Origin of the sequence: Phytohabitans kaempferiae, from assembly GCF_042433955.1 — a bacterium.
In the GTDB taxonomy this organism is placed as follows: domain Bacteria; phylum Actinomycetota; class Actinomycetes; order Mycobacteriales; family Micromonosporaceae; genus Phytohabitans; species Phytohabitans kaempferiae.
Genome location: NZ_JBHLUH010000083.1, coordinates 18,360 through 39,970, shown reverse-complemented (window position 1 = coordinate 39,970; position 21,611 = coordinate 18,360). Strand labels below are relative to the sequence as shown.

Genomic DNA, 21,611 nt, shown 5'->3' with positions numbered 1-21,611 from the left:
CCGCTTACCGCAACGGAACCGAAGACAGACGCCAACGAAGATCATGACAAAGCACTAGTAGATGTGTGCCTCGAAGCACGTCATCGCCCGGTGGTAGGCGAGCACTTCCGCGATGTCGTAGAAGGTGTCGTGCCGGCCCCACAGCACCAGACAAGGCGGCTGGTGCTCGGCGTGGTATCGCGCGATCTCGTCGAAGCGTGCGACGTGGTTGCGGTAGTCGTAGAAGAGCTGAAACTGCACATCGGTGTTGCCCGGCCTCGACAGGCGCTCCCAGTCCAGGTGCCAGGACTCTCGCGGATGCAACTCCCGCAACTCCTCTGGCAACCCGGCGAGGTACTGGTCGCGGGTGCCGTCGAAGTTCAGCCACTCCGGCAGTGCCGCTTTGTTTTCCTCGGTCGGCTCGGCCCAGAACCGGCGCGACGCATCCCACCCCTCGTTCAACCCTGCCTCGTGGGTGTTGCCGTTCTGCACCACCAAGCCCAGCACCCGCTCGGGATGGCGGGTCGCCATGAAGTACCCCACCGGCGTGCCGAAGTCGGTCACGAACAGCACGTACCGCTCGATCCCGAGGTCCTCGACCAGCGCCTCGATCACCTGCGACAGCCGCTCGAAGGTGTACTCGTACTCCTCCAGGCCCGGGGCGTCGGAGAACCCGAACCCCGGAAGATCGGGCGCGACCGCGTACGCGTGCTCTCCCAGAGCGGGGAGGACGTCGCGGAACGAGTACGACGAGCTGGGGAACCCGTGCAGCAGCACGACCGCCGTCGACGACGCCACCCCCGCCTCCCGATAGTGCACCCGCAAGCCCTCCAGCTCCCGATACCGGTGCCTCGTCTTCGCTACGTGCCGCACAGCGAACTCCTCCCACTCGCCAGGATCGGATGCCGTCTAGTAACCGTACTACCCCATGATTAACGGTTACTAACGTCGCCGGCTGCCGGCTGGCGAGCCCGCGGGCGATGGCTGTCCGGCCCTACGGAGGTCAGGGTGCTGTGCCCGAGGGTGGCCGGTACGAACCAGGCTGGTCCTTGCTCAGCGGGCGGATGCGGCGAGCAGTCGCAGGGCGAGCTGCTGCAACTCGGGGCCGGCCTTGTCCGGGCTGCCGGTGTCGAAGGGGGGAGCGGGGTCGTACTCGACCGCGAGTTGCAGGGCCTGCGCGACCTGGGTGCCGGCGAGTTTGGCGGCCAGGTGCAGGGCCATGTCGATGCCGGCGGACACCCCGGCCGCCGTGATCATCTTTCCCGACTCGACAAACCGGCCGGGCGTGAGTACCGCCCCGAAGGTGTCCCGCAGGTAGGTGCGGGACGCCCAGTATGTGGTGGCGGGCACACCGGTGAGCAGGCCCGCGGCGCCGAGGATCAGCGCTCCCGTGCACACCGACGTGGTCCAGGTGCTGTGCCGGTGGATGCGCCGCACCCAGTCGATGGTCTCGGTGTCCTGCATGGCGGCGGTGACGCCGCGTTCGCTGGCGCCAGGCACGAGGAGCACGTCGGCGTGCCGGACCTGCCGCAGGGACCGGTCGGCGACCAGCCCGAGCACTCCCGTGTCGGTGCGCAACTGCCCGGCCCGCTTGGCTACGGTGACGACGGATGCGTCGGGCACACGGGAGAGCACTTCGTACGGGCCGACCGCGTCCAACGCGGTGAGTCCGTCGTAGAGCAGGATCGCGATCCGCGGCCCACCGCCGGTCGAGGCTGTCGCCGGTGTCGTGAGGGCCGCGGACAGCCCTAACCCGACGCCGCCTGCTGCCGCTCGAAGGACCGCCCGCCGTCCGCTCATACCGACTCCCTCCCAAGGAACGCCTGAATGGATAGTCGGGCCGCGGTGTCCACTGGTTCCGGCCTGATTCGGGCTCGCACGAAGGTGGCGGCCATGTACTCGTCGCGATGGCGTACCGCGGCCTGGAAACGCAACCGCACCGAGCAGCCGACATCTCAACAGCGTCGATGTCCATGTTGGACAGGCGAGAAAGGGACCCTCTTCGGGAATCGCGCTCGTAGGGCGCGGAGGCGGCGGCGCGAGGGCCGGGCAAAGATGTGCACGTTCAACGCGCCGAATGCGTCGACGCCCTGCTCACCGGCGGCCAGCGGTCGGCCGGCGATGGCGGCCGATGCGTTGACAGCCCTGCGTTGATGAGCGGACGCCGCGCGGCTACAGGTGCCCTGTGTCGTTGAAGCTGACCAAGGTCGGCGGTCGGTCGGAATCCCACTGCGCGATGGTGATCGCGCAGTGTGCCTGGTTGAGGCCAATCCACCGCCAGATCGGGGCGTCGAGCATGTGCCGGACGAACCAGCCGATGACGAAGTTGTGCGTAATCAGCAGTTCATGCCGGTCGTTGTCGCCGACGACACCGAAATGTGCGACAGCGGCCTGCAGGGCCTTCGCGTCTTCGTCGCGTTCGTCGTCGGGCACGCCGTCGAGCCAGGCAAGCCACCGGTCCGGGTATCGGCCGCGTTGTCCGACGGAGGGCACCGGCGTTCGATCCGCCAGATGATCGCAGTCGTGTCGTGGCACATGCGGGAGGTGACCGGCGACGATGTCGGCGGTCTGGGCCGCCCGAGCCAACGGGCTGTGGTGGATCGCCGAGAAAGGCACCTTACGCAGCCGCCGACCCAGGCGGTCCGCCTGCTCGCGACCGAGGTGCGAAAGGCCTCCGTCCGCAGCGTGACCGGGCGCCGGATCCTGTTCGCCGTGGCGGACGAGATACAGCTGTGTCCGAGCCATCGTGGGCCGCCCTCCGGGTCCTTGTGCGACGAGGAGAACGATAGATCACGGAGGCACGGAACGACCGGCCGAGCGAGGGAAGCCCTCGTTTGCAGCGATGTGTGTCTCGATCGGCAGGCCGCCGACTCCAGGCGTCCAAGGGCGATGAGTTTCGCCGTGGTCGGCAGTCTGTATCTCCAACAGGCGATCAACCGCACTTGAGGAGAGCATCATGACCGCTACCTACACGTTCGACGTCTTCTCCAGCCTCGACGGCTTCGGCGCTGCCGGCGGCAACTGGACCGGCTACTGGGGCAAGCAAGGCCCCGAGCTGCTCGACCACCGCCTCGCCCTGTACGGCGAGGAGCAGCGGATGGTCTTCGGGGCCAACACGTACCGGGCGTTCGCGCGGATGCTGGCATCGAGCACCGAGGAGTCCGAGGTGCGTGACGCGTGGGTCACCCGGATGAGGAGCCTGCCGGCAACGGTGGTGTCGACCACGCTGGAAGGATCTCTCGACTGGCCGGATGCGAACGTCGTGAGCGGTGACGCCGTCGACGTCGTCGCTCGGCTCAAGGAGGAGTCCGACGTGCCGTTGCGCTCGCACGGCAGCCTGTCGATGAACCGCGCGCTGATGGCCGCCGGTCTGGTCGACCGCGTCCAGGTGACGCTCTTTCCGGTGATCACCGGTCGGACCGGGCTGGACGCGATCTTTCAGGGTGCGGCCGACTTCGACCTTGAGCTGATCGAGAGCCGGACGCTCGACGGCCGCATCCAAGAGCTCATCTACCGGCCCACCCTGCATGTCTGAGTCCGTCCACGCATCCACCTCGCCACGCAGCCCATCCTGAGCCGGAGTTTCCGCGTCCCCAACCCGACCGTGTCGATGACCGGCGATGGCGAACGGCCCATGCCGCCGCCGGTGGGCTCGACGTGATCCGCGTCAGCAGCGAGACGTGACGTCGCGGCACTGTCGCGTGGCCAGCGCCGCTGTTCCCTCCCACACCAACCAGGCCTCCCGGACTCCACCAACAAAGCGAAAGCTTGATAGCGAAAACGAAGGATCACGGCGTCGTCGTGTTGGTTCACGGCTGGGCCGTAGCCGGTTCGGTGGCTGTCGCGGACGCGTTCGGTAAGTTGATTACGGCGCGGGGTTGGCGGTGAAACCAGATGGCCAGTAGCGCGGCGGCGACCGCCGGTCCTGCGCCCCAGCCGATGGGGGCGATTGTTCCCATCAGGGTCTCGGAGTCGATGGCGAGACCGATCGTGGCGCCGATGAAGCTGAGTACCCCGATGAGCGCCAGAGTGATGGCGATGGCTCGTTCCAGTCCGGCCCGGGTGAACGCGGCGGCCAGAAACAGGCACGAGAGGGCGAAGAACACTCCCCAGCCGAGCATCTCGATGGCGCGGGTGGCGGAGGGCCATGAGTAGGTGAGGAACCATTCCAGTCCCTGCGTGTCGCCTGACCGGGTCGACTGCGGGACGAGGGTCATCCCGATGAAGCGGTTGATGGTGACGCTCGCCGCCCAGCCCGCGGCGAACACGCACGCGGACAGGGTGTAGGCGCGGGCGCGTGCGGGCGCGAGCAGATGCGCCGAGCACCAGATCGGGACGCCGATGAGCGGGGCGACGAGGTTGAGGACGTTGAACACGGTGGCCCAGGGCTCGACGGCCGGATCGTCGCCGCCCGTAGCCATCATGACCACGAGCGCGACGAGATAGGCCGCGGTGGTGACGAGGAACGCGATGCTCGCCCAGAACCCCAGGAGAGGGCTTGGTCGTTCACGAGAGTCCATGTGCGCTCCGATCGGCTGCCTGTGCGAACCTCAGGTTCAATGGCGAACGCCGTTCACCATTAACGGTGAAAACCATACACTGAGGCTTGTGTGCAGGGCAAAGGAGCGGACGGGTCGATGAGCGAGGGCGTGCGGAAGCCGATACCGGATGCGATCGAGCTGGCCTGGCGTGGCAAGGCGCAGGAGCGGCCGGGGCCGAAGCCGGCGTTCGAGTTGCACGACATCGTCGACGCCGCCGTGGAGATGGCGGACCGTCACGGCTTGGCCGAGGTCTCGCTCGCCAAGGTCGCGGCGGTACTGGATTGCGCCACGACCGCGCTGTACCGCTACGTCCGGTCCAAGGCAGACCTGCTGATCCTCATGCGCGACCGGGCGGCCGCTCCGCCGGATCTCCCCGCCGAGCGAGGGCAGGAGTGGCCCGACCGCCTGCGGGTCATCGCCCGGGAGCTGTTCGCGGCGTACCGAGCCCACCCGTGGATGCTTGACGTGCCCTCCACCGGGCCGTCGACCACGCCCAACGAGCTGACCTGGGGCGAGCACATCCTTCGAGCGCTCGACGACACCACCTTGGGTCCGGTGGAGCGCCTGCGTGTCGTCACGCTCGTCACCGGATACACCCGCGAACAGGCACGCTTGGCGACGGTGATCGAGACCGCCGCCGGCCAGGCGGACTCGCCGGCCTACGGCGCGATCCTGCGTGCCTTCGTCACGGCCGACAGATACCCGGCCTTCGCCAGCATCCTCACCTTGGGGGCACTGGACGGTCCGGTGGCGTACTCCGACGACGAGTTCGCCTTCGGCCTGGACAGGATCATCGACGGCATCGCCGCCATCGATACCCGATGAGACAGCCGCTGCGGGAGGCCGGTATTTCGCGCGGACGCGTGTGGCCTCACCTGCCGGCCCTCGGATCGAGCGCGGACAGATCCTGCGGGAACGAGGTGCCGGTGAGCTTCTCGGAGATCTGCCAGATGCGCTTGGCGTCATCCGCGCTGCGGAGCCGGGAGTAGAGGGCCTGTTCGGCGGGCGCGCCGGACAGGTTCCCGATGCCGCTCGGACCGTAGAGGCGACCGCCGCGCGCGTCCGGGGAGGTGGCGGCGAGCAGGGCCGGAAGCAGCGCGGTCTCGACCGTACCGAGGAGGATGCCGCGGCGGGAGAGAGCGCGGATGACGCGTACGCCGGCGGTGTCCTTTGTCCGGCCCATCTCGGGGCGCGCGGCCAGAAGACTGGTCGGGGCGACGCCGGGGTGGGAGATGTTGCTGGTGATTCCCCAGTCCGCGGCCTGGCTGCGCCGGTCCAACTCGAGCCCGAACAGGCCGAACGCGATCTTGGACTGGCTGTACGCGCGACGGCCGTGGTAGGACCGTTCCCAGTTCAGGTCGTCCCAGTTGATGGCGTACTGGTTCGCGGCGACACTGATCTGCGAGGTCACGCGGGCGCGTCCGGCACGCAGCAGCGGCAGCAGGTGGCAGACGAGCGCGAAGTGGCCCAGGTGGTTGCTGCCGAACTGCAGTTCGAACCCGTCTTCGGTGGCCTGCCGGTCCGGTGGAGTCATCACGCCGGCGTTGTTGACGAGGATGTGGATCGGACGGTTCTCGCCGTGCAGCGTGGCGCCCAGCGCGGCGACCGAGCCCAGCGACGACAGGTCGAGGTCCCGGAGGGACAGGACGGCTTTCGGGTACCGCTGCTTGATTTTCGCGATCGCCGCCTCGCCCTTACGGCGGTTGCGGACGGGCATGACGACCTCGGCGCCCGCGGCGGCGAGGCGGGTCGCCAGGCCCAATCCGACGCCGTCGCTCGCGCCGGTGACGACGGCGAGCTTGTCGGAAAGGTTGGGAACGGTGATGTCGGGCCGTGTGCGTGCCATGTGTTCTTCCTCGCTTCTCCTCATCGATTCCGGAGCGATCCGGTTACCACATTGATTTTCGAGTGAGTTCGGTCCGTACGCCCGTTCCTATGGAAACTGGATGCGATTTCAGGCTGCGCCCGATCCGGCGGGTTATCCACGGCCTGTCAATCCGAGGCTGCCCGGACCGAGCCGGCCGCGAAGGGGGGATCGACAATCCGAGGCTGCGGTTCAGGCACCGGTGGTAGAACGAAACAGGACCGGTGAGCAGGGAGGAAGCAGCCGTGATCGATCGAGCCGGACTCGCCGAGTTCCTGCGTCGCCGGCGAGAGTCGTTGCAGCCGGAAGACGTCGGCCTCCCGCGCGGGCAGCGGCGCAGAACCACCGGTCTGCGCCGCGAAGAGGTCGCCACGCTCTGTCACATCTCCGTCGACTACTACAGCCGGCTGGAGCGGGAGCGCGGGCCTCACCCGTCCGAGCAGATGATCGCCTCGATCGCGCAGGGTCTGCATCTGTCACTCGACGAACGCGACCACCTGTTTCGCCTCGCCGGGCACAATCCTCCCACCAGAGGCGCGACCAGCGAACACATCAGTCCCGGCCTGCTCCGCATCTTCGACCGACTCATCGACACGCCCGCCGAGATCGTCACCGAGCTCGGCGAGACCCTCCGGCAGACACCGCTCGGCGTCGCGCTCACCGGCGACCTCACCCGTTACACCGGCCCGGCCCGCAGCATCGGCTACCGGTGGTTTACCGACCCGGCCTGCCGGGCGCTGTACCACCCCGACGACCACGAGACCCACTCCCGCGTATACGCCGCCGGGCTGCGCAGCACGGTCACACTCCGCGGACCCGATTCACGGGCCGCCCGTCTCCAACACCTCCTGCTCTCCCGCAGCGAGGAGTTTCGCACCGTCTGGAACGAACACGAAGTCGGCATCCGCTTCAACGAGGCCAAACGCTTCGTTCACCCCCAGCTCGGCGCCCTCGAACTTGCCTGCCAGGTGCTTCTCGACCCGGAGCAGTCACACATGCTGCTCGTCTACACCGCCGTACCCGGCAGCGAAAGCTACGAGAAACTGCAGCTTCTCTCCGTCATCGGAAATCAAGACATCGTCCCGCGATAGTGCCCGAACGCGTAACCATGGACGGTCTGACGGGTCTGCGCGCGCCGTGGGATGATCGCGCTCGGCAGGGCAGCCCGCTTGGCGTAGCCGGCGTCTCTTACAACGGCGGCGCCGATTGCAAGTCAGGGCGGCCAATAGTCGGCTGCAACCTTTCCTAGCCTCCGTTGGTTTTACGTGCGGCGCCAGCCGGGGTGTGCCAGCGGCCTGGGAGGGATGTTGACCAGTGTGAACGAGGCGGTGCTACGGACGGTGCAGGTGCCGCCGGTGGTAGCGGATGGTTTCACGGAGCTGTACGCGACGCACGTGCACAGCTTGACCGTGCAGCTGTTCGCGTACACCGGCGACGCCGCGGTTGCCGAAGACCTGGTGCACGAGGCGTTCTGCCGTGCCCTCAGCCGGTGGAAGCAGGTCTCCGCGTACGACAACCCGGTCGCCTGGGTGCGGCAGGTCGCCTACAACCTCGCGCGCACCCGTTGGCGGCGGCTTCGGATCGCGGCCGACTTCTTGCACCGTCAGCGGACCGAGGCGGTCGCGGGACCCGGTCCCGACCGGGTCGCGCTGGCGGCCGGGCTGGCGCAACTGCCGCCGCGACAGCGTCGTGCGGTCATCCTTCACTACCTGGCCGACCTACCCATAGCGGAGATCGCGCAACAGGAGGACGTCGCACCCGGCACGGTCAAGTCCTGGTTGCACCGCGGCAGGACCGCGCTGGCGAGCTACCTGCGAGAAACAGGAAAGGAAGACGGGCGATGACGAACCCCGATGCCGACGACGCCCTTGTGCGGTCGGCGTTCCGTGATCTCCAGGGGGTCGTGCCCAGCCCGGCACCAAACCGCCTGACGATGGTGGAGTCGACGGTCCGCCGGCGACGCCGGCGGCGCGCCACCGGACTGGTCGCCGCCAGTGCGCTGGCCACCGCACTCGTGGTGACCCCGGCGGTCCTGGCGGGCAGCGGACCAGACGATACGCCCGCGGCTCCACCCAGTGGATCGATCGCGCCGCCCACACTGGAGACGCCGCCGGTGCTGGCCAGGTGCCCGGTGAATGCCCCGAGGCAAGGCGTCGACCTGTCGGTTGCCGCGACCGACATCGCGATGGGGCCGGTGCGGGGCGACCAGCCGAACGCACGGCGACGCGGCGACATGGCCATCACGATCTGCAACGCCGGTCGAGTGGCGGCGCCGGCGGGTACCTTGACCCTGCGTTGGCTGGCCACGATCACGCCAGATGTGCCGATGGGTAGCGGTTCGTGGAAGGACTGCCGGTACGGCGAGCCGGAACGGGAGTCGACCGCCGGCGGCGAGGTGACATACAGCGTCGTCAACTGTGGTCATCCCGCGCTGCCATCAGGGTCTGCCTGGGAGCACATGCTCACGTTCGAGATACCCGGCAGTGTCGACCCGGGGTTCGGTCGCCCTGTCGCGCAGTACGTTCAGGTATCCAGGACCGGTGACGTGAACCCTGGCAACAACCGGGCCACCTTCAAGATCAGATCGGCGGATTCGGTCGGATCGGTCTCGCAGCCCGCCCGGCCTTTGTGCTCGTCGAAGACCTCGCGGCCAGGCGTCGACCTGTCCGTGGTCGCCACCGCCCTCACCCTTGGCCCCCGACCCGTGGACGGCGGACCGTGGCGCGGCGACATGGCCATCACGGTCTGCAATGCCGGTCGGGCGGCGGCGCCGGCGGGTACCTTGACCCTGCGTTGGCTGGCCACGATCACGCCAGATGTGCCGGTGGGTAGCGGTTCGTGGAAGGACTGCCGGTACGGCGAGCCGGAACGGGAGTCGACCGCCGGCGGCGAGGTGACGTACAGCGTCGTCAACTGCGGTTACGCCGAGCTCGCACCCGGAGCGTCTCGGGAGCACATGTTCTTGTTCGAGATACCCGGTGGCGTCGACCCGGGCGTCGATCGTCCCGTCACGCAGCATGTCGAGGTTTCGAAGACCGGTGACGGGAACACCAAGAACAACCGCGCCACCTTCGAGATCGCGACGCTCTGAGCCTTGCCGCGGTTGGGCTGGCGGCCAGGACCTCGACGAGAGATGCGCCGTCCACGGCCATGCTCCGCCCGGCGGCGGTAGGGGGCGACAGTGATGACCGCCCCGCCCGGGTGAGCGTGACCGCGAGCACGGCCACCGCGATGAGCGCGAGTGCCCGGAGGGACAGCTAACCGGCCTCGCCGCCGAGCGCCGCGTACTGGATCGATTTGTGCAGGGCGGGGCCGATCGGTCCGCTGAGCTTGGTGAGTTCCTGGATGCGCCGCTTGTTGGCGCGTCTGGTCTTACGGTCGACGACGTGCTTGAGGCATGCCGCGGTGACGATGGCAACGAGTGCGGCGTCGGCGGGGTCGATTTCGCCGATGGGCTTCCTCAGGGCGCCGTTGACCCGGCCGAGGAGTCTCTTGCGGACGCGAGGGTCGCGGATGGTCACCTTGGTCGTGGGGAACAGCCCGAGGATTCTGCTGGGTTCGAGGCGGACCCAGCCACCATCGCCGAGCTGCTGGCGTACCGCTCTGACGGCGGCGCGCTGCCTGCGGGAGACCCAGGAGTGCCATTTGTGTGGCCTGGAGCCGGCGATCTCTTCGAGTAACGCATCGAGGACGGGATCGTGGCAGGGGTGTCGGACTCCGATGGCGGCGCGGCCGCGTTCGTCGGTGAGGTGGCCGCTGAGGTAGAGGTCGGCGAGCGCCGCGGCGCGGAGCACGGCACCGAGGTTGGAGCCCGCGCGGACCTTGCCCTTGTCGGGGTTGTAGGCCAGCAGGAAGACGCGCTGGGGGAGGCTGTCGGGGACTGCCATGTCATTCCTCTTCCGGTCTGGTGTGGCGGGGGTCTGCCGGGTCCGCGTCCGGCCGACTTCGCCGGGAAGGCGGCCGGCGTCGGCGAGAGGTCTTGCGCGGGAGGTACTCGATGGGGTGTTCGTGCTGCGAAGTTGGTCCGCGAGCCAGCGCGCGAGTGCGCCGGCGGATCGAGCTGGTGAGACCAGCCGAGGCGATCAGGGCGGCCAGCCCGAGGGGCCGCGGGCGATGCGCCGGTGTACCTGTGGGGCGGGCAGGTCGAGGCGTTCCGTCATGTCGGCTCCTTGGAAGCGATGACGTCCTACACTATCAAAGTGATATCACTTTGATAGTGTCAAGACCGGTCGTCGTTCGAGCTGAGGGCGAGCGTGGGGGACGTCGCGGCGGAGGAACGTGACCCGTCTATGCTGGCTGGCGCCGCGTCCACGTGCTGAGGGGCACGGAGCGCGACGGCAAACGGCACCGGTGGCATACACGCTCCAGGGAGTCGGGGCGAACGGGCTGCGTACTCTGCCCGGAGAGTTGGAGGCAGCATGAGCGGCATCGTGAGGTGGAGCCTCGGTGTCGGCGTCGGGCTCCTGGTCGTGGCGGTGCTGTGCGCGGTACTGAGTTTGGTCCCGGTCGCCGTCATCACCGGCATCCTGGGGCTGGTCGCGCTCGTCATCGCGGCGTGCGACGCGGTCTACAACTGGCTGGACCGGGCCGGCCAGCGCCGTCGCGAGACCAGGGCCCGTCGGGACGGGTGAAGCCCGCCAGGGCCGCCGTTCGCCGTCCGTCCCGGCACTGTCTATTATGGATGGACAATCCGCGGAGGTGGTCCGTCCATGCCGGTCCGCCCGGGTCGTGTCGACGCGCGCAGCGCGGCCAGTGCCCGCTTTTCGAGCAGGCGGAAACCATGGGATCCGGCGATCCTCGCGGCCTGCTCGGCGGTGTAACTCGCCGACGTCGGGTCGCCGGTGCGGAGCCGGGCGGTGGCGAGGCCGATCAGTGCCTGTGCCTCCACGAAGGGGTAGGTGTCGTGCGCGATCGTTACGCAGTGCTCGAACCACTGGGCGGCGGCCGTGGCGTCGCCGAGCGCGAGGTGTGCCTGTGCCACAGTCGCCGCGGTCTGTGCCGTGGCCTTCCTGTCGTGGACCGCGATCGCCATGTCGTGCGCCCGCCTCGCCACCTCCAGCGCGGTGGCGGCGTCTCCACGCTGACTGTGCAGTTGGCTCAGCTCGTCCAAAGTGGACAGCTCGCCGCGCATGTTCGACATTTTCCGGTATGCCGCGAGCACCTCGGTGAGCAGTGCGGAGGCGTGGGCCTCCGCGCCGAGCTGGCGTAGCGCGCTCGCCAGGTTGCCCCGGTTGGCCAGTGCCGACGTCTCCCGGCCGGTCGCCTCGTTGATCGCCAGCGCCGCGTTGAGCAGCTCCGCGGCGTCCAGCAGGTCGCCCTGCCACAGCCGCATCACGCCGAGTCCGTTGAGCGCGACCGCCCGTACGTGGCCGAGCTGGTCGTCCTTCGTCAACTCAAGCGCGCGGTGCAGCCATACGTCCGCGTCGGCGAGCCTGCCCTGCTCAAGATGGAGCCATCCGATGTGGTGGGACAGGTACGCCGCGGCCGTCGTCCAGCCGGTGGCGACCGCGAGCTGTTCGCCGGCGAGGCAACCGGACAGCGCCTCCTCGTCCCGGCCGGCCGACCACAGCGCCTGTCCACGGCTGATCAGCATCGGGGTCCGCGCGACGTCGTCGCCGGCTCTGGCGGCCGCGTCCAGACCCGCCTCCGCCACGGGCAGCCAATCGTGACCGGCTCGCGGACCCCCGTGTCAGGGGCCACCACGCCGGGCCAGCGTACGATCAGCGGTGCGCGGATGCCGCCCTCCTCGGTCCAGCCTTTGCCCTGGGCCAGCGGCAGGTTGCTGGTCGGTGAACCCTCCGCTGTGGACAGTCCGCGGTTGTCGGAGGTGACGATGACGACGGTGTCCTCGGCCTTGCCGGTGCGGTCGGTCAACCCGCTTCCGTGGCGGTCTCCGCGGGTGGCGGTGTTTCGGCCGGCGAGTTCTCGGTGAGTTTGGCCTCGATGCCGATGTAGTGGTCGTGGATCGCGGCGCGGGCCTGGTCTGGGTCGCCGGTGAGGATGGCGTCGAGGATGGCGGTGTGGCCGTGGTAGGCGTCCATCGGTGTGCGGCCGCGTGCGGGTGGTGCCGCGGCGTGGTAGGCGAGCCAGAATTGGTCGAAGAGGCGTAGCAGCATCGTGTTGCCGAGGTCGCGGAACAATAGTTGGTGGAAGTGGCGGTCTTGTTCGGCGAAGCCTTCGCCTTGTTCGGCGAGTTCACGCATCGTGTCCAGGTTTTCTCGTAGTGCGGCGATGCTGGTGGGTGACATGGCTCGCATGGCGTCGGTGATCAGGCTGGCTTCGAGGGTCTTTCGTAACGCGACCAACTCTCGTAGGGCCCGGTGGTCTTGCATGAGGCCGTAGGGGAGGTGGTCGAGCAGTGGGGTGAAGGAGAAGTCGCATACGTAGACGCCGCTGCCGCGTCGGGTTTCCAGGACGCCGGTGGACTCCAGTGCCTTGACCGCCTCGCGGACGGAGTTGCGGCTGACTCCGAACAGTCGGGCTAGTTCGGATTCTGGCTTGAGTGGGTCGCCGGGGCGCAGGCCCTGTTTGAGGATGTAGTTTCTGATCTCCTGCTGCACGATCTGGTGCAGCGGTGGGCTGTTGCTGAGCCGCCGGAATTCCGGCTGTGCGTCGTCCTGCCGAGTCGTCACGCTGTTGGTCGACCTCCCGTTCGCATCGACTTGTAGGATATCTTGCCAGTCTTGACACTGTGATGAGCGCCGCCTACGGTGATGAAATCTGTAGGACATCTTGCAGCAACGGCGAGACGCTCAGCGCGGTGGGGGAGACCGGCACGCCACGGGCCTGGCTCCCAGCGACCCGATCATCGTCAACACCGACATCGCGCATCACGGTCTGGGCAGCGCCGCGTGCGGCCCGGGACCGCAGACACCGTTCCTGCTGCACGCGAGTCCGGCATCCATCGCGCTGACGTTGCGGGAGACCCGACCAGCGGTGTGAGGCGCGGGCCGGTGGCTGGATGGCCTGGGGCGGTTGTCGTTTGGAGAGGGCGGAGGTTTGGTGGCGTCGCGGGGATCGTCGGACGGGGAGTCAGACGCGGGCGTCCGTTGGCCGTTGTGGGTGTACCGGTCCGGGCACGAGCCGGACCCGCGGTTCACCTTGGCCAACGAGCGGACGTTTCTGGCCTGGATCCGTACCGCGCTCGGTCTGGTGGCCGCTGGTGTCGCGGTCAAGGCGCTGCTGGACGGGAACGCCGCGCAGGTGGCCGCCGTCGTGTTGGTGGGATCGGGAGCGTTCGTGCCGGCTTTCGCGTTCCTGCGGTGGGCGCTCAGCGAGCGGGCACTGCGGCGTGGTCGGCCGTTGCCGGCGATGCTGTTCGGTATCGCGCTGGCCGTCGGACTGAGCCTGGCCGGTGTGGTGCTGGTACTGGCGGTCATCGCGTGACGCGGGATGCGGACGCCCGGCTGTGGAGCCCGGAGGCTCAGCCGGAGCGGACCGCGTTGGCCTGGTCGCGGACCGCGTTGGCGAGCGCGGTCCTGTTGTGCGCGTTGGTGCGGCACCTGCTGCCGATCCACACGGTGGTCGCCGCCGCTCTCGCGGTCGTCGCCACACCGGTGATGGTGGCTGTGGCGGTGGCGGCCCGCGCCCGATATCGCGACAGTCACCGGGCGCTACGCGGCGGGGAGTCCTTGCCCGACGGCCGGCTCGCGGCTTGGAGTGTACTGCTGGTTACGTTGGTGGCCCTGGCCGCTGCCCTCGCCGTCCTCGTCGGCTGACCGCACACGGGCACTCACAGGCGGTAGGTCTCGAGAATCCGGCAGCCGATGATCATGCGCTGGATATCCGCGGTGCCCTCACCGATCAGCAACATCGGTGCCTCCCGGTGGAGTCGCTCGATCTCGTACTCCTTCGAGAAGCCGTAGCCGCCGTGGATGCGGAAGGCACCCTCGACCACATCGCGGCAGTACCCGGACGCGAGGTACTTGGCCATCCCGGCCTCCCCGACGCCATCGAACGCGCACGGCTGCACGGCGTGCCGGTCGCCGCCGTCGTGGGGCGCTAACGACTCGATCCAGCGCCAATGACCGTTATCGAGGTATCCCCGGACGGGCCAGGCGCGGATCCGGCGGCGGATCTGCGTGTGGCCGGCGCCCGACTGGCGCAGCTGGTCGCCGATCCCTGATCGCTGCGCCGACGCCCTCGCCACCGGTGAGGCCCGTGCCGGCCGACCCGGTGTGCCTGTCACCGAGGGCGCACCGTGTGTCCACACTGGCCACTGCTCCCACCTCCCACCACATTCGGACGACCGGCTCTCCGATCGCCTCGTCAGAAGGCGGCGCGCTTGCCCGCGCGACACGTCACGTTCGATTCCGCACCCCGACACGGCACGGCGGGCCGAGACGTTCTCATCGAACGGTCGGAGGTCGTCCGCGCGCGGAAACGACGCGAGTCGGCGGGCGGGGAGTTGAGTGTACTCAAATCTTGTCGGCTGGCAAGGCCATGCGCGCATCTTGCTCTGACCAGCGGTGACATCTTGCTGTAACCTCGGAGTTGAGTATACTAAAACTGCCCTGCCGGCCAACCGGGCCGGCGGACGGCGGGTTATGGTCCGCACTCCCCGTGACTGTTGAGCGCCGCGCTGACGCGCGGTCATGAGCGTGCGTTTTGGTGCGCTTTGCCGGTATCGCTTTCACAATGTTGGGACGGTTCCCAGATGGACAGACGATACGCGTTGAGGTTGACCGGGCTGGCTGTCGTCGCGGCGCTGACGGTCGTGGCCGGCACTGGCTGCGGCGGGTCGGATCCCGATCCAGCCCCGGGCGCCGGCGAGTTGGAAGACAGATTGGTCATCATGGGGCCCGGGGGAGACCTGGGCGCCAACTACCAGAAGGCGTTCCGCCAGTTCGCGGACTCCAGCGGCGTGCGAATCCAGTACGTGGAAGGGGTCACCACCGCGAACCTGGCCAAGATTGTCGGCCAGAAGGCCAACCCGCAGGCAGACATCCTGCTGGGCACGATGGAAACCTACTTCGCCGGTCAGGCACAGGGCCTGTGGGCCGCGGTCGACAAGGACGTGGTGACCAACCTGAACCGCGTGCCGGAGTGGGCCCGGGTACCTGGCGACGCCGCCGTCACCCCGCTGCTGAACGTGCCGGTGCTCTTCTACAACAAGGAGAAGTACGCGGCCGCCGGGCTCGCGCCGCCCAGCGACTATCAGGACCTGTTCATCGACGAGAAGCTGCGCGGGCATGTGGCGATTCCCGACGTGGACAACGGATACACCAAGGCTTACCTGGCGATGCGCTCGCAGCGACTGGCCGGCTCCACGGCTGATCCGACGCCCGCCATCGAGGAACTGCTCGCCAAGGGGAAGGACTGGTTCTACCAGTTCCCGCATACTCCGGCCCAGATGGGCCAACTGGTCGCCTCCGGCCAGGTCTGGATCGGCCTGGACGGGGCCACGCGCGTCAACGACATGCGCAAACAGGGGATGCCCGTCGAGTGGGTCGTGCCGAGCGAGCTGGCCGGGATCCCGTTGCCCTGGTCGGCGATCAAGAATGGCCCGCACCCCAACGCGGCGCAGGCGTTTCTCAACTGGGCCGTTTCGCCGGAGGGCCAGGAACAGTTGCAGACGAACACCAGGATCAACGCCACGACCGAGGTCCCACCAAGTGCCGAGCTTCAGGGACAGCTGCTCACCCCTGAGGACCTGAAGAAGGTCGTGAAGTTCGACGAGGAAACGATGGTAGCCAGTTCGGCCGCGTGGAAGGCGGCGTGGGGCAAGCTGGTGGGCGCGTGAACATGCTCCGTCGGGACGCGTCGCGCAGGCCGGGCGGCATCGCCATGATGGCGAGTGGCGCGCGTGGCCTCACGTCCGGCGCTCGCCAACAGGCCGCCGTCCAGGAGGACATCGAGTACCTGGTCCTGGAAGGACTGCGCAAGAACTACCGATCTGTCACCGCGGTCGACGGCGTTTCGATGTCGGTCCGCAGAGGCGAGATCCTGGTGTTGCTCGGGCCGTCCGGCTGCGGCAAGACCACCACGCTCAACATGATCGCCGGATTCGTCCGGCCGGACGCCGGCCGAGTGCGGCTCAACGGCCGGGACATCACCGACCTGCCGGTGCAACGCCGGCAGGTGGGGATGGTGTTCCAGCGACACGCGCTCTTCCCGCACATGTCCGCCTACGAGAATGTGGCCTACGGTCTGCGGCGGCGGCGCGTGCCCCGGGACGAGTTGCACACCCGCGTGCGCCAGAAGCTCGACATGGTGGGGCTCGGCGACCACGCGCAACGGTTGCCCGGTGAGCTATCCGGCGGCCAGCAACAACGGGTCGCGCTCGCCCGGGCGTTGGTCATCCGACCCGACGTCCTGCTGCTGGACGAGCCACTGTCCGCTTTGGACGCCAAGCTGCGGGTCGGCATGCGCGAGGAGATCCGAGCCTTGGTGGACGCCGAGCAGGTGACGGCCGTCCTGGTGACGCACGACCAGGAGGAGGCGCTCGCGGTGGCCGACGCGATCGCGGTGATGGACGGTGGCCTTGTCCGCCAGCTCGCTCCGCCTCGCGAGTTGTACAGCAACCCGACGGACCGCTTCGTAGCCACCTTCATCGGCGACACGGTCGCGATACCCGGAGTGGTGGTCGAGGCCGGCGCCGGCACGGCCACCCTGCGGGTCGGCGACTCGATGCTGTCGGGAGCCGATCCGGCGGGGGAACTCACCCCTGGCGCACCGGCGGAAGCGCTCGTGCGGCCGGAGCGGATCACGATCCTGGAGGACGGTGAGCCCGGCAGGGCGGAGGGGAACTCGTGGCTGGGGCGGCTCGAGTCCCAGGTGTTCCTCGGCTCCGCCGCGAAGCTCACCTTCGCCGGCTCCTGCCGGCTCGCCTTCCCGTCCGGGTCGGCTCGACCGTTGCGCGTCGGGACGGAGTACACGCTGACCTGGAGCAGGGCGGATACCCGCATCTTCCGGACCGGCGGCACGCCCTCCGGCAACGGGGCGGCCGATGGCTAGCCTGACCACGGCTCGGCCGCCGGCACCGAGGCGGGCACCGGCGGGCTCGCGCCGGCACCGGCCGTACCTGCTGGTGCTGCCGCTGCTGTCGCTCTACGCGGTGGCGTTCCTGCTGCCCTTCGGCATGGTCGTCGTGGAGAGCTTCAGGCAGACGCCGGACATGCTCGGAAACGCGGCCTTCCCGGTCCTCAGCCAGTACCGCGACTTCTTCGCCGCACCGGGAGCGTGGGAGGTGATCGCCCGGACCTTCCGGGTGACGCTGTTCACCACACTCGCCTGCCTCCTGATCGGCTATCCGACCGCGTCGGCGATCCTCCGGCTGGGCGCGAGGACCCGCGGCATCGTCCTGATCTGCGTCCTCTCACCGCTGCTGATGAGCCTGCTCTCGCGCACCTTCGGCTGGTGGACCATCCTCGGCCCCGGCCCGTTCGGTGACTGGTTGGGGCGGATGGTGCTGCGCCGTGAGGGCAACCTGCTCTTCACCGAAACAGCCATCGTCATCGGCTTGGTGAGCGTGTTCATACCGTTCATGGTGCTGTCGGTCATGTCCGCGCTGCAGGCGGTGGACCCGGAGACGAGGCGGGCGGCGCGTAGCCTCGGCGCGTCGTCCTGGACGGTCACCAGGACGATCGACATCCCGCTGGCGATGCCCGGGATCGTCGGCGGCGTCCTGTTGGTCTTCGCCATGAGCGCCGGCACCTACGCGACGCCCAGCATCCTCGGCGGATACCAGAACACCGTGGTCGCGTTCCAAGCGGTGAATGCGCTGCAGTCGGACTTCAACCAGCCATTGTCCAGCGCCATATCGGTGCTGCTGGTGACCGTGGCGCTTCTCGCCACCTACCTCAACCTTCGCCTCGGACGCCGCTACCAGACCGGGTCCAGCACGGCCGGCGTGTTCTATTAGGAGCGGTGATGACCGAACGATCGGGCCTCGGCACGAAAGCGTGGCTCGCCCTGGTAGTGCTGTTCCTGCTGTCGCCCGCGTTCGTGGTGATCGTGAGTTCGTTCACGGCGGGCGGCTATCCGCGGTTTCCGCCGGACGGCGTGAGCCTGCGCTGGTACGAGGCGGCGTTCGCCGACCCCGGTCTGATGAGCGCGCTCTGGCTCTCACTGCGGCTTGGTGTCGTCACCGCCCTGCTCGCCACCATCCTCGGCGCCATGGTGGCGTTCGCGGTGAACCGGTACGAGTTCCCCGGCCGATCGGCACTGGAGACGTTCTTCATGGCGCCGCTGTCCCTGCCGCACCTGGTACTGGGGCTCGGGCTGCTCCAGTTGTTCAGCGCCTTGAAGCTTCCGATGTCGTTCGCGACACTGCTGCTGGGTCATGTGCTTGTCACGGCGCCGTTCGCCATCCGGATGGTGACCGCGTCGCTGGCCCGGTTCGACGTCAATCTCGAACGGGCGGCGATGACCCTCGGGGCGAGCTATCCGGACGTGTTGCGCACGGTGACGCTGCCGATCCTCCGATCGGGTCTGTTCGGGGCGCTGGTGTTCTCGTTCATCATGTCCTTCGACGAGGTGTCGATGAGCCTTTTCCTGTCCAGTGTGGACACGACCACGCTGCCCGTGAAGCTCTACACCTTCATCGAGCAGAGCGCGACGCCGCTGATCAACGCGGTCAGCTCGATCCTCCTGGTCTTCGGGTTCGGCGCACTCTGGGCCATCGAACGTTGGGTCGGCTTGGACCGGGCATTCGGCGGACGGGGCGGGCACAGCTGAGCCAGGCGACCCGCTTCGACATGGAAGGAAATGGACGTGGCCGAGACTGAGACGGGCGCGACCGCGCGCCTGGCCGAGTGGATCTGCCAGCAACGGACCGATGATTTGCCGCCGTACGTGCCGCACCAGTCCCGGCGGCTCTTCCTGGACCACCTGGGCGCCGCGGTGCCGGGCGCGGCGACGGGGGAGTCACGCGCGTTGCGTGCGTACCTGGGCGAGGTCTACGCCGGCGACGAGGCGGTGGTCGTCGGCGCCGCTGGCCTGTCCGCGCCCGGAGCGGCGTACGCCAACGCGGCGGCGGCGCACAGTCAGGACCTGGACGATGGATACACCCCTGGGGGTGTACATCCGAGCTCGCCGACGCTGCCGGCGGTCCTGGCCGCCGCCCAGCGCCACCGGGTCGGCCCGGACCGGACGTTGCTCGCCGCCGCGGTGGCGGTCGAGGTGACCTGCCGCGTGGCCGCCGCCGGCCATCCGGCGATCCGCGAGTACGGCTTTCACAACACGTGCGCGGCGGGCGTGTTCGGCGCGGCGGCCGGTGTCAGTGTCCTACTTGGACTCGACGCGCGCCGGACCGCGTACGCGCTGGGGCTGGCCGGGTCGCATGCCGGCGGCCTGATGCAGTTCCTGCACGGTGGTGACGGGATCAAGCGCATGCATGCCGGACGCGCGGCGCGGGACGGCTTGACCTGTGCCGAGTTGGCCGCGCGCGGGATCAGCGGGCCGGCGGACGTGCTGGAGGGCCGCTACGGCTACTTCGCGACCTTCGCCCGTGGGTCGTGGGACCCGTCCGCACTCGTCGACGACCTCGGCGAGGTGTGGCGCATGACCCGGACGTACGTCAAGCCGTATCCGGGTTGCCGGGACGCGCACGGACCGGTCGACGCCGCGCTGCGGCTGCGTCACGAGCACGGCCTGACCGCCGGCGACGTGGCACAGGCCACCGTCGCCACGCTGACCCGGGTCGCCGCCCGGCCCGCGCACGAGCCGGACACCGCGTTCAACGCCCAGATGAGCATCCCGTACAACGTGGCGGTCGCGTTCGCGGATGGCGAGGTCGGCCTGGCCCAGTTTGGGGACGACCGGCGCGCGGACCCGGGCCTCCTGGACCTCGCGGACCGGATCGGAGTTGAGGGGTCGGCGGAATGCGACCGCCAGTTTCCCAGCCGCCGCCCGTCGATCCTCACCGTACTGGCCCGGGACGGACGGACGTTCGTCGAGCGCGTCGAGAACCCGGTCGGTGAGCCGGACAATCCGATGTCAGACGAGGCGCTCACCGCGAAGTTCGTCCGCCAGTGCGCGCCGGTTCTGGGCACGGAGGACGCCGAGGCGCTGGCCGATGTCATCTGGCGCTTCGACGACCTGGCCGCGCTGGATCGGGCATTGCGCGGCGAGCGGCGGGCGGAGCGGACGAAGACACCGGACGTGCCGCTGGGCAGGAGGTCGCGGCGTTGACGTACCCGGCGTGCGCCCAGCGGGCCGCGTGGGCGCAGAAGCGGCTACCGGAGGTGGAGGCGGTGTGCGACGGGGTCTGGTCCATCCCCGTGCCGCTGCCGAACGAGGCGTTGCGCTACGTCCTCGCCTACGCGGTGGTGGACGGCCCCGGGGTCGTCGTCATCGACCCGGGCTGGAACACCGACGAGGCTTGGCGGGCGCTGGTCGACGGACTCGCCGTCGCCGGTCACCAGCTCGAAGCCGTGAGCGCGGTCCTTGTCACCCATCTCCATCCCGACCACTACGGGCTCGCACACCGGCTGCGCGAGGCATCCGGCGCGCCGGTCGCTCTGCATCCGGCCGACGCGGCGATGCTGATGTCGCTGGGAGGCGCGAACGACGCGTTCGCCGCGCGCAACGAGGCGCTGTTGCGCCAGATGGGCGTGGGGCGCGCGGAGCGTACCGAGATGCTCGCCGCCTGGCGCGAGCGGCAGTCGCGGGCCCGGCCCCTGCCTCCGGACCGGCTCGTCGTGGACGGGGAGACCCTGCCCGGTGGCCTGCGGGCGGTCTGGACCCCTGGCCACTCGCCCGGGCACCTGTGCTTCGTCGACGACCGGCGCGGGATCCTCTTCGCCGGAGACCATGTGCTGCCGCACATCAGCCCCAACATCTCGGTCCATCCGCACCAACGTGCCAGCCCGCTCACCGACTACCTCACCTCACTGTCGGTCCTGCCTACGTGGGACGTCGTCCAGGTGCTGCCGGCGCACGAGTACCGGTTCGAGGACCTGGCCGGCCGGGTGAGCGAGATCGTCGCGCACCATGAGGGCCGCCTGCGGCAGATCCTCTCGGTGCTGGCGTCCGCGCCGGGAGCCACCTGTGACGAGGTGGCCGCTGAACTGACCTGGTCGCGTCCATGGCGGACGTTCACCGGGGCACCGAAACGGGCGGCGTTGGGTGAGACGCTCGCGCACCTGGTCCACCTCGAACAGGCCGGTCAGACGGTGTATGTGGGCGAGGACCGCCAGCGTTGGTACCGGGCGGCGGATCTCCTCACCGGATCGTCGCAGCCTTCCGTCCCGCGGGCGGAAGCGTTGCACAGGCCCCCTATTTAG

General features: G+C 68.9%; 25 protein-coding genes. 15 read left to right on the top strand and 10 right to left on the bottom strand.

The features are described 5' to 3' along the window. Positions 1-54 precede the first annotated feature (54 nt). The 3 genes from ACFFIA_RS38040 to ACFFIA_RS38030 form a co-directional block, all read right to left on the bottom strand. Positions 55-852 (bottom strand): alpha/beta fold hydrolase, encoded by a 798-nt coding sequence (locus ACFFIA_RS38040; RefSeq protein WP_377261011.1) that lies wholly within the window; start codon positions 850-852, stop codon positions 55-57. Between the two features lie 180 nt (positions 853-1,032). Next, complete coding sequence (locus ACFFIA_RS38035) at positions 1,033-1,779, bottom strand: DJ-1/PfpI family protein (RefSeq protein WP_377261009.1); 747 nt, start codon at positions 1,777-1,779, stop codon at positions 1,033-1,035. A gap of 372 nt (positions 1,780-2,151) precedes the next feature. Then, a complete protein-coding gene (locus ACFFIA_RS38030) occupies positions 2,152-2,724 on the bottom strand; it encodes a histidine phosphatase family protein (RefSeq protein ID WP_377261006.1) in 573 nt (190 codons plus the stop codon). A 211-nt stretch (positions 2,725-2,935) separates the two neighbouring features. On the opposite strand from ACFFIA_RS38030, the gene ACFFIA_RS38025 reads away from it, so the two are divergent. Continuing rightward, on the top strand, positions 2,936-3,514 hold the full coding sequence (locus ACFFIA_RS38025) for a dihydrofolate reductase family protein (RefSeq protein ID WP_377261004.1): 579 nt from the start codon (positions 2,936-2,938) through the stop codon (positions 3,512-3,514). A 274-nt stretch (positions 3,515-3,788) separates the two neighbouring features. Here the strand turns inward: ACFFIA_RS38025 and ACFFIA_RS38020 are convergent, their stop codons facing one another. Continuing rightward, a complete protein-coding gene (locus ACFFIA_RS38020; protein WP_377261002.1) occupies positions 3,789-4,499 on the bottom strand; it encodes a hypothetical protein in 711 nt (236 codons plus the stop codon). A gap of 117 nt (positions 4,500-4,616) precedes the next feature. Here ACFFIA_RS38020 and ACFFIA_RS38015 point away from each other — a divergent pair, with 117 nt between their 5' ends. Next, complete coding sequence (locus ACFFIA_RS38015; RefSeq protein WP_377261000.1) at positions 4,617-5,345, top strand: TetR/AcrR family transcriptional regulator; 729 nt, start codon at positions 4,617-4,619, stop codon at positions 5,343-5,345. 46 nt (positions 5,346-5,391) lie between these two features. Here ACFFIA_RS38015 and ACFFIA_RS38010 read toward each other — a convergent pair whose 3' ends face one another. Further along, complete coding sequence (locus ACFFIA_RS38010) at positions 5,392-6,366, bottom strand: SDR family oxidoreductase (RefSeq protein ID WP_377260998.1); 975 nt, start codon at positions 6,364-6,366, stop codon at positions 5,392-5,394. A 263-nt stretch (positions 6,367-6,629) separates the two neighbouring features. Here ACFFIA_RS38010 and ACFFIA_RS38005 point away from each other — a divergent pair, with 263 nt between their 5' ends. The 3 genes from ACFFIA_RS38005 (at position 6,630) to ACFFIA_RS37995 (ending at position 9,475) form a co-directional block, all read left to right on the top strand. Beyond that, positions 6,630-7,475 carry a helix-turn-helix transcriptional regulator gene (locus ACFFIA_RS38005; RefSeq protein ID WP_446686995.1) on the top strand — a complete coding sequence of 282 codons (846 nt, stop codon included), beginning with the start codon at positions 6,630-6,632 and terminating at the stop codon, positions 7,473-7,475. A 213-nt stretch (positions 7,476-7,688) separates the two neighbouring features. Continuing rightward, a complete protein-coding gene (locus ACFFIA_RS38000; RefSeq protein ID WP_377260996.1) occupies positions 7,689-8,228 on the top strand; it encodes an RNA polymerase sigma factor in 540 nt (179 codons plus the stop codon). Further along, positions 8,225-9,475 (top strand): hypothetical protein, encoded by a 1,251-nt coding sequence (locus tag ACFFIA_RS37995; protein ID WP_377260994.1) that lies wholly within the window; start codon positions 8,225-8,227, stop codon positions 9,473-9,475. Before ACFFIA_RS38000 ends, ACFFIA_RS37995 begins: the two co-directional genes overlap by 4 nt. A 166-nt stretch (positions 9,476-9,641) precedes the next feature. On the opposite strand, the gene ACFFIA_RS37990 is transcribed toward ACFFIA_RS37995, so the two are convergent. Further along, complete coding sequence (locus ACFFIA_RS37990; RefSeq protein WP_377260992.1) at positions 9,642-10,271, bottom strand: GOLPH3/VPS74 family protein; 630 nt, start codon at positions 10,269-10,271, stop codon at positions 9,642-9,644. 531 nt (positions 10,272-10,802) lie between these two features. On the opposite strand from ACFFIA_RS37990, the gene ACFFIA_RS37985 reads away from it, so the two are divergent. Continuing rightward, entirely contained in the window at positions 10,803-11,015 is a 213-nt protein-coding gene (locus tag ACFFIA_RS37985; protein WP_377260990.1) for a hypothetical protein, read from the top strand. 44 nt (positions 11,016-11,059) lie between these two features. Here ACFFIA_RS37985 and ACFFIA_RS37980 read toward each other — a convergent pair whose 3' ends face one another. Genes ACFFIA_RS37980 through ACFFIA_RS37970 form a run of 3 tightly spaced genes read right to left on the bottom strand, consistent with a single transcriptional unit; the run spans position 11,060 to position 13,016 of the window. After that, the gene (locus tag ACFFIA_RS37980; protein ID WP_377260988.1) at positions 11,060-12,037 is read right to left on the bottom strand and encodes a tetratricopeptide repeat protein; all 978 of its coding nucleotides are present in this window, start codon (positions 12,035-12,037) and stop codon (positions 11,060-11,062) included. Beyond that, positions 11,971-12,258 (bottom strand): sulfatase-like hydrolase/transferase, encoded by a 288-nt coding sequence (locus ACFFIA_RS37975; RefSeq protein WP_377260986.1) that lies wholly within the window; start codon positions 12,256-12,258, stop codon positions 11,971-11,973. The genes ACFFIA_RS37980 and ACFFIA_RS37975 overlap by 67 nt, the downstream gene beginning before the upstream one ends. Further along, entirely contained in the window at positions 12,255-13,016 is a 762-nt protein-coding gene (locus ACFFIA_RS37970) for a FadR/GntR family transcriptional regulator (protein ID WP_377260983.1), read from the bottom strand. Before ACFFIA_RS37970 ends, ACFFIA_RS37975 begins: the two co-directional genes overlap by 4 nt. Positions 13,017-13,116: 100 nt before the next feature. Here ACFFIA_RS37970 and ACFFIA_RS42640 point away from each other — a divergent pair, with 100 nt between their 5' ends. From ACFFIA_RS42640 to ACFFIA_RS37960, 3 genes are all read left to right on the top strand, one after another. Then, positions 13,117-13,326 carry a beta-galactosidase small subunit-related protein gene (locus ACFFIA_RS42640; protein ID WP_512700737.1) on the top strand — a complete coding sequence of 70 codons (210 nt, stop codon included), beginning with the start codon at positions 13,117-13,119 and terminating at the stop codon, positions 13,324-13,326. A 120-nt stretch (positions 13,327-13,446) separates the two neighbouring features. After that, the gene (locus ACFFIA_RS37965) at positions 13,447-13,770 is read left to right on the top strand and encodes a YidH family protein (RefSeq protein ID WP_377261016.1); all 324 of its coding nucleotides are present in this window, start codon (positions 13,447-13,449) and stop codon (positions 13,768-13,770) included. Continuing rightward, the gene (locus tag ACFFIA_RS37960; RefSeq protein ID WP_377260980.1) at positions 13,767-14,102 is read left to right on the top strand and encodes a DUF202 domain-containing protein; all 336 of its coding nucleotides are present in this window, start codon (positions 13,767-13,769) and stop codon (positions 14,100-14,102) included. The genes ACFFIA_RS37965 and ACFFIA_RS37960 overlap by 4 nt, the downstream gene beginning before the upstream one ends. 14 nt (positions 14,103-14,116) lie before the next feature. Here ACFFIA_RS37960 and ACFFIA_RS37955 read toward each other — a convergent pair whose 3' ends face one another. Beyond that, the gene (locus ACFFIA_RS37955; RefSeq protein ID WP_377260977.1) at positions 14,117-14,533 is read right to left on the bottom strand and encodes an acyl-CoA dehydrogenase family protein; all 417 of its coding nucleotides are present in this window, start codon (positions 14,531-14,533) and stop codon (positions 14,117-14,119) included. Positions 14,534-14,953: 420 nt separating this feature from the next. Between ACFFIA_RS37955 and ACFFIA_RS37950 the strand changes: the two genes are divergently transcribed. From ACFFIA_RS37950 to ACFFIA_RS37925, 6 genes are read left to right on the top strand one after another with little or no spacing between them, the layout of a single operon-like run. Beyond that, positions 14,954-16,126 carry an extracellular solute-binding protein gene (locus tag ACFFIA_RS37950; protein WP_377260974.1) on the top strand — a complete coding sequence of 391 codons (1,173 nt, stop codon included), beginning with the start codon at positions 14,954-14,956 and terminating at the stop codon, positions 16,124-16,126. A 2-nt stretch (positions 16,127-16,128) separates the two neighbouring features. Further along, the gene (locus ACFFIA_RS37945) at positions 16,129-17,340 is read left to right on the top strand and encodes an ABC transporter ATP-binding protein (protein ID WP_377261013.1); all 1,212 of its coding nucleotides are present in this window, start codon (positions 16,129-16,131) and stop codon (positions 17,338-17,340) included. Continuing rightward, entirely contained in the window at positions 17,333-18,247 is a 915-nt protein-coding gene (locus tag ACFFIA_RS37940) for an ABC transporter permease (protein ID WP_377260971.1), read from the top strand. The genes ACFFIA_RS37945 and ACFFIA_RS37940 overlap by 8 nt, the downstream gene beginning before the upstream one ends. 8 nt (positions 18,248-18,255) lie before the next feature. Further along, positions 18,256-19,062: an ABC transporter permease gene (locus tag ACFFIA_RS37935; RefSeq protein ID WP_377260969.1), complete on the top strand. Its 807-nt coding sequence runs from the start codon at positions 18,256-18,258 to the stop codon at positions 19,060-19,062. A gap of 36 nt (positions 19,063-19,098) precedes the next feature. After that, positions 19,099-20,517 (top strand): MmgE/PrpD family protein, encoded by a 1,419-nt coding sequence (locus tag ACFFIA_RS37930; protein ID WP_377260966.1) that lies wholly within the window; start codon positions 19,099-19,101, stop codon positions 20,515-20,517. Further along, positions 20,514-21,611 carry an MBL fold metallo-hydrolase gene (locus ACFFIA_RS37925; RefSeq protein WP_377260963.1) on the top strand — a complete coding sequence of 366 codons (1,098 nt, stop codon included), beginning with the start codon at positions 20,514-20,516 and terminating at the stop codon, positions 21,609-21,611. Before ACFFIA_RS37930 ends, ACFFIA_RS37925 begins: the two co-directional genes overlap by 4 nt.

Bases quoted from the DNA above. Each gene is read 5' to 3' on its own strand.
- ACFFIA_RS38035 (WP_377261009.1), bottom strand. From the start codon at position 1,779: ATGAGCGGACGGCGGGCGGTCCTTCGAGCGGCAGCAGGCGGCGTCGGG.
- ACFFIA_RS38030 (WP_377261006.1), bottom strand. From the start codon at position 2,724: ATGGCTCGGACACAGCTGTATCTCGTCCGCCACGGCGAACAGGATCCG.
- ACFFIA_RS38025 (WP_377261004.1), top strand. From the start codon at position 2,936: ATGACCGCTACCTACACGTTCGACGTCTTCTCCAGCCTCGACGGCTTC.
- ACFFIA_RS38020 (WP_377261002.1), bottom strand. From the start codon at position 4,499: ATGGACTCTCGTGAACGACCAAGCCCTCTCCTGGGGTTCTGGGCGAGC.
- ACFFIA_RS38015 (WP_377261000.1), top strand. From the start codon at position 4,617: ATGAGCGAGGGCGTGCGGAAGCCGATACCGGATGCGATCGAGCTGGCC.
- ACFFIA_RS38010 (WP_377260998.1), bottom strand. From the start codon at position 6,366: ATGGCACGCACACGGCCCGACATCACCGTTCCCAACCTTTCCGACAAG.
- ACFFIA_RS38000 (WP_377260996.1), top strand. From the start codon at position 7,689: ATGTTGACCAGTGTGAACGAGGCGGTGCTACGGACGGTGCAGGTGCCG.
- ACFFIA_RS37995 (WP_377260994.1), top strand. From the start codon at position 8,225: ATGACGAACCCCGATGCCGACGACGCCCTTGTGCGGTCGGCGTTCCGT.
- ACFFIA_RS37990 (WP_377260992.1), bottom strand. From the start codon at position 10,271: ATGGCAGTCCCCGACAGCCTCCCCCAGCGCGTCTTCCTGCTGGCCTAC.
- ACFFIA_RS37985 (WP_377260990.1), top strand. From the start codon at position 10,803: ATGAGCGGCATCGTGAGGTGGAGCCTCGGTGTCGGCGTCGGGCTCCTG.
- ACFFIA_RS37945 (WP_377261013.1), top strand. From the start codon at position 16,129: ATGCTCCGTCGGGACGCGTCGCGCAGGCCGGGCGGCATCGCCATGATG.
- ACFFIA_RS37940 (WP_377260971.1), top strand. From the start codon at position 17,333: ATGGCTAGCCTGACCACGGCTCGGCCGCCGGCACCGAGGCGGGCACCG.
- ACFFIA_RS37935 (WP_377260969.1), top strand. From the start codon at position 18,256: ATGACCGAACGATCGGGCCTCGGCACGAAAGCGTGGCTCGCCCTGGTA.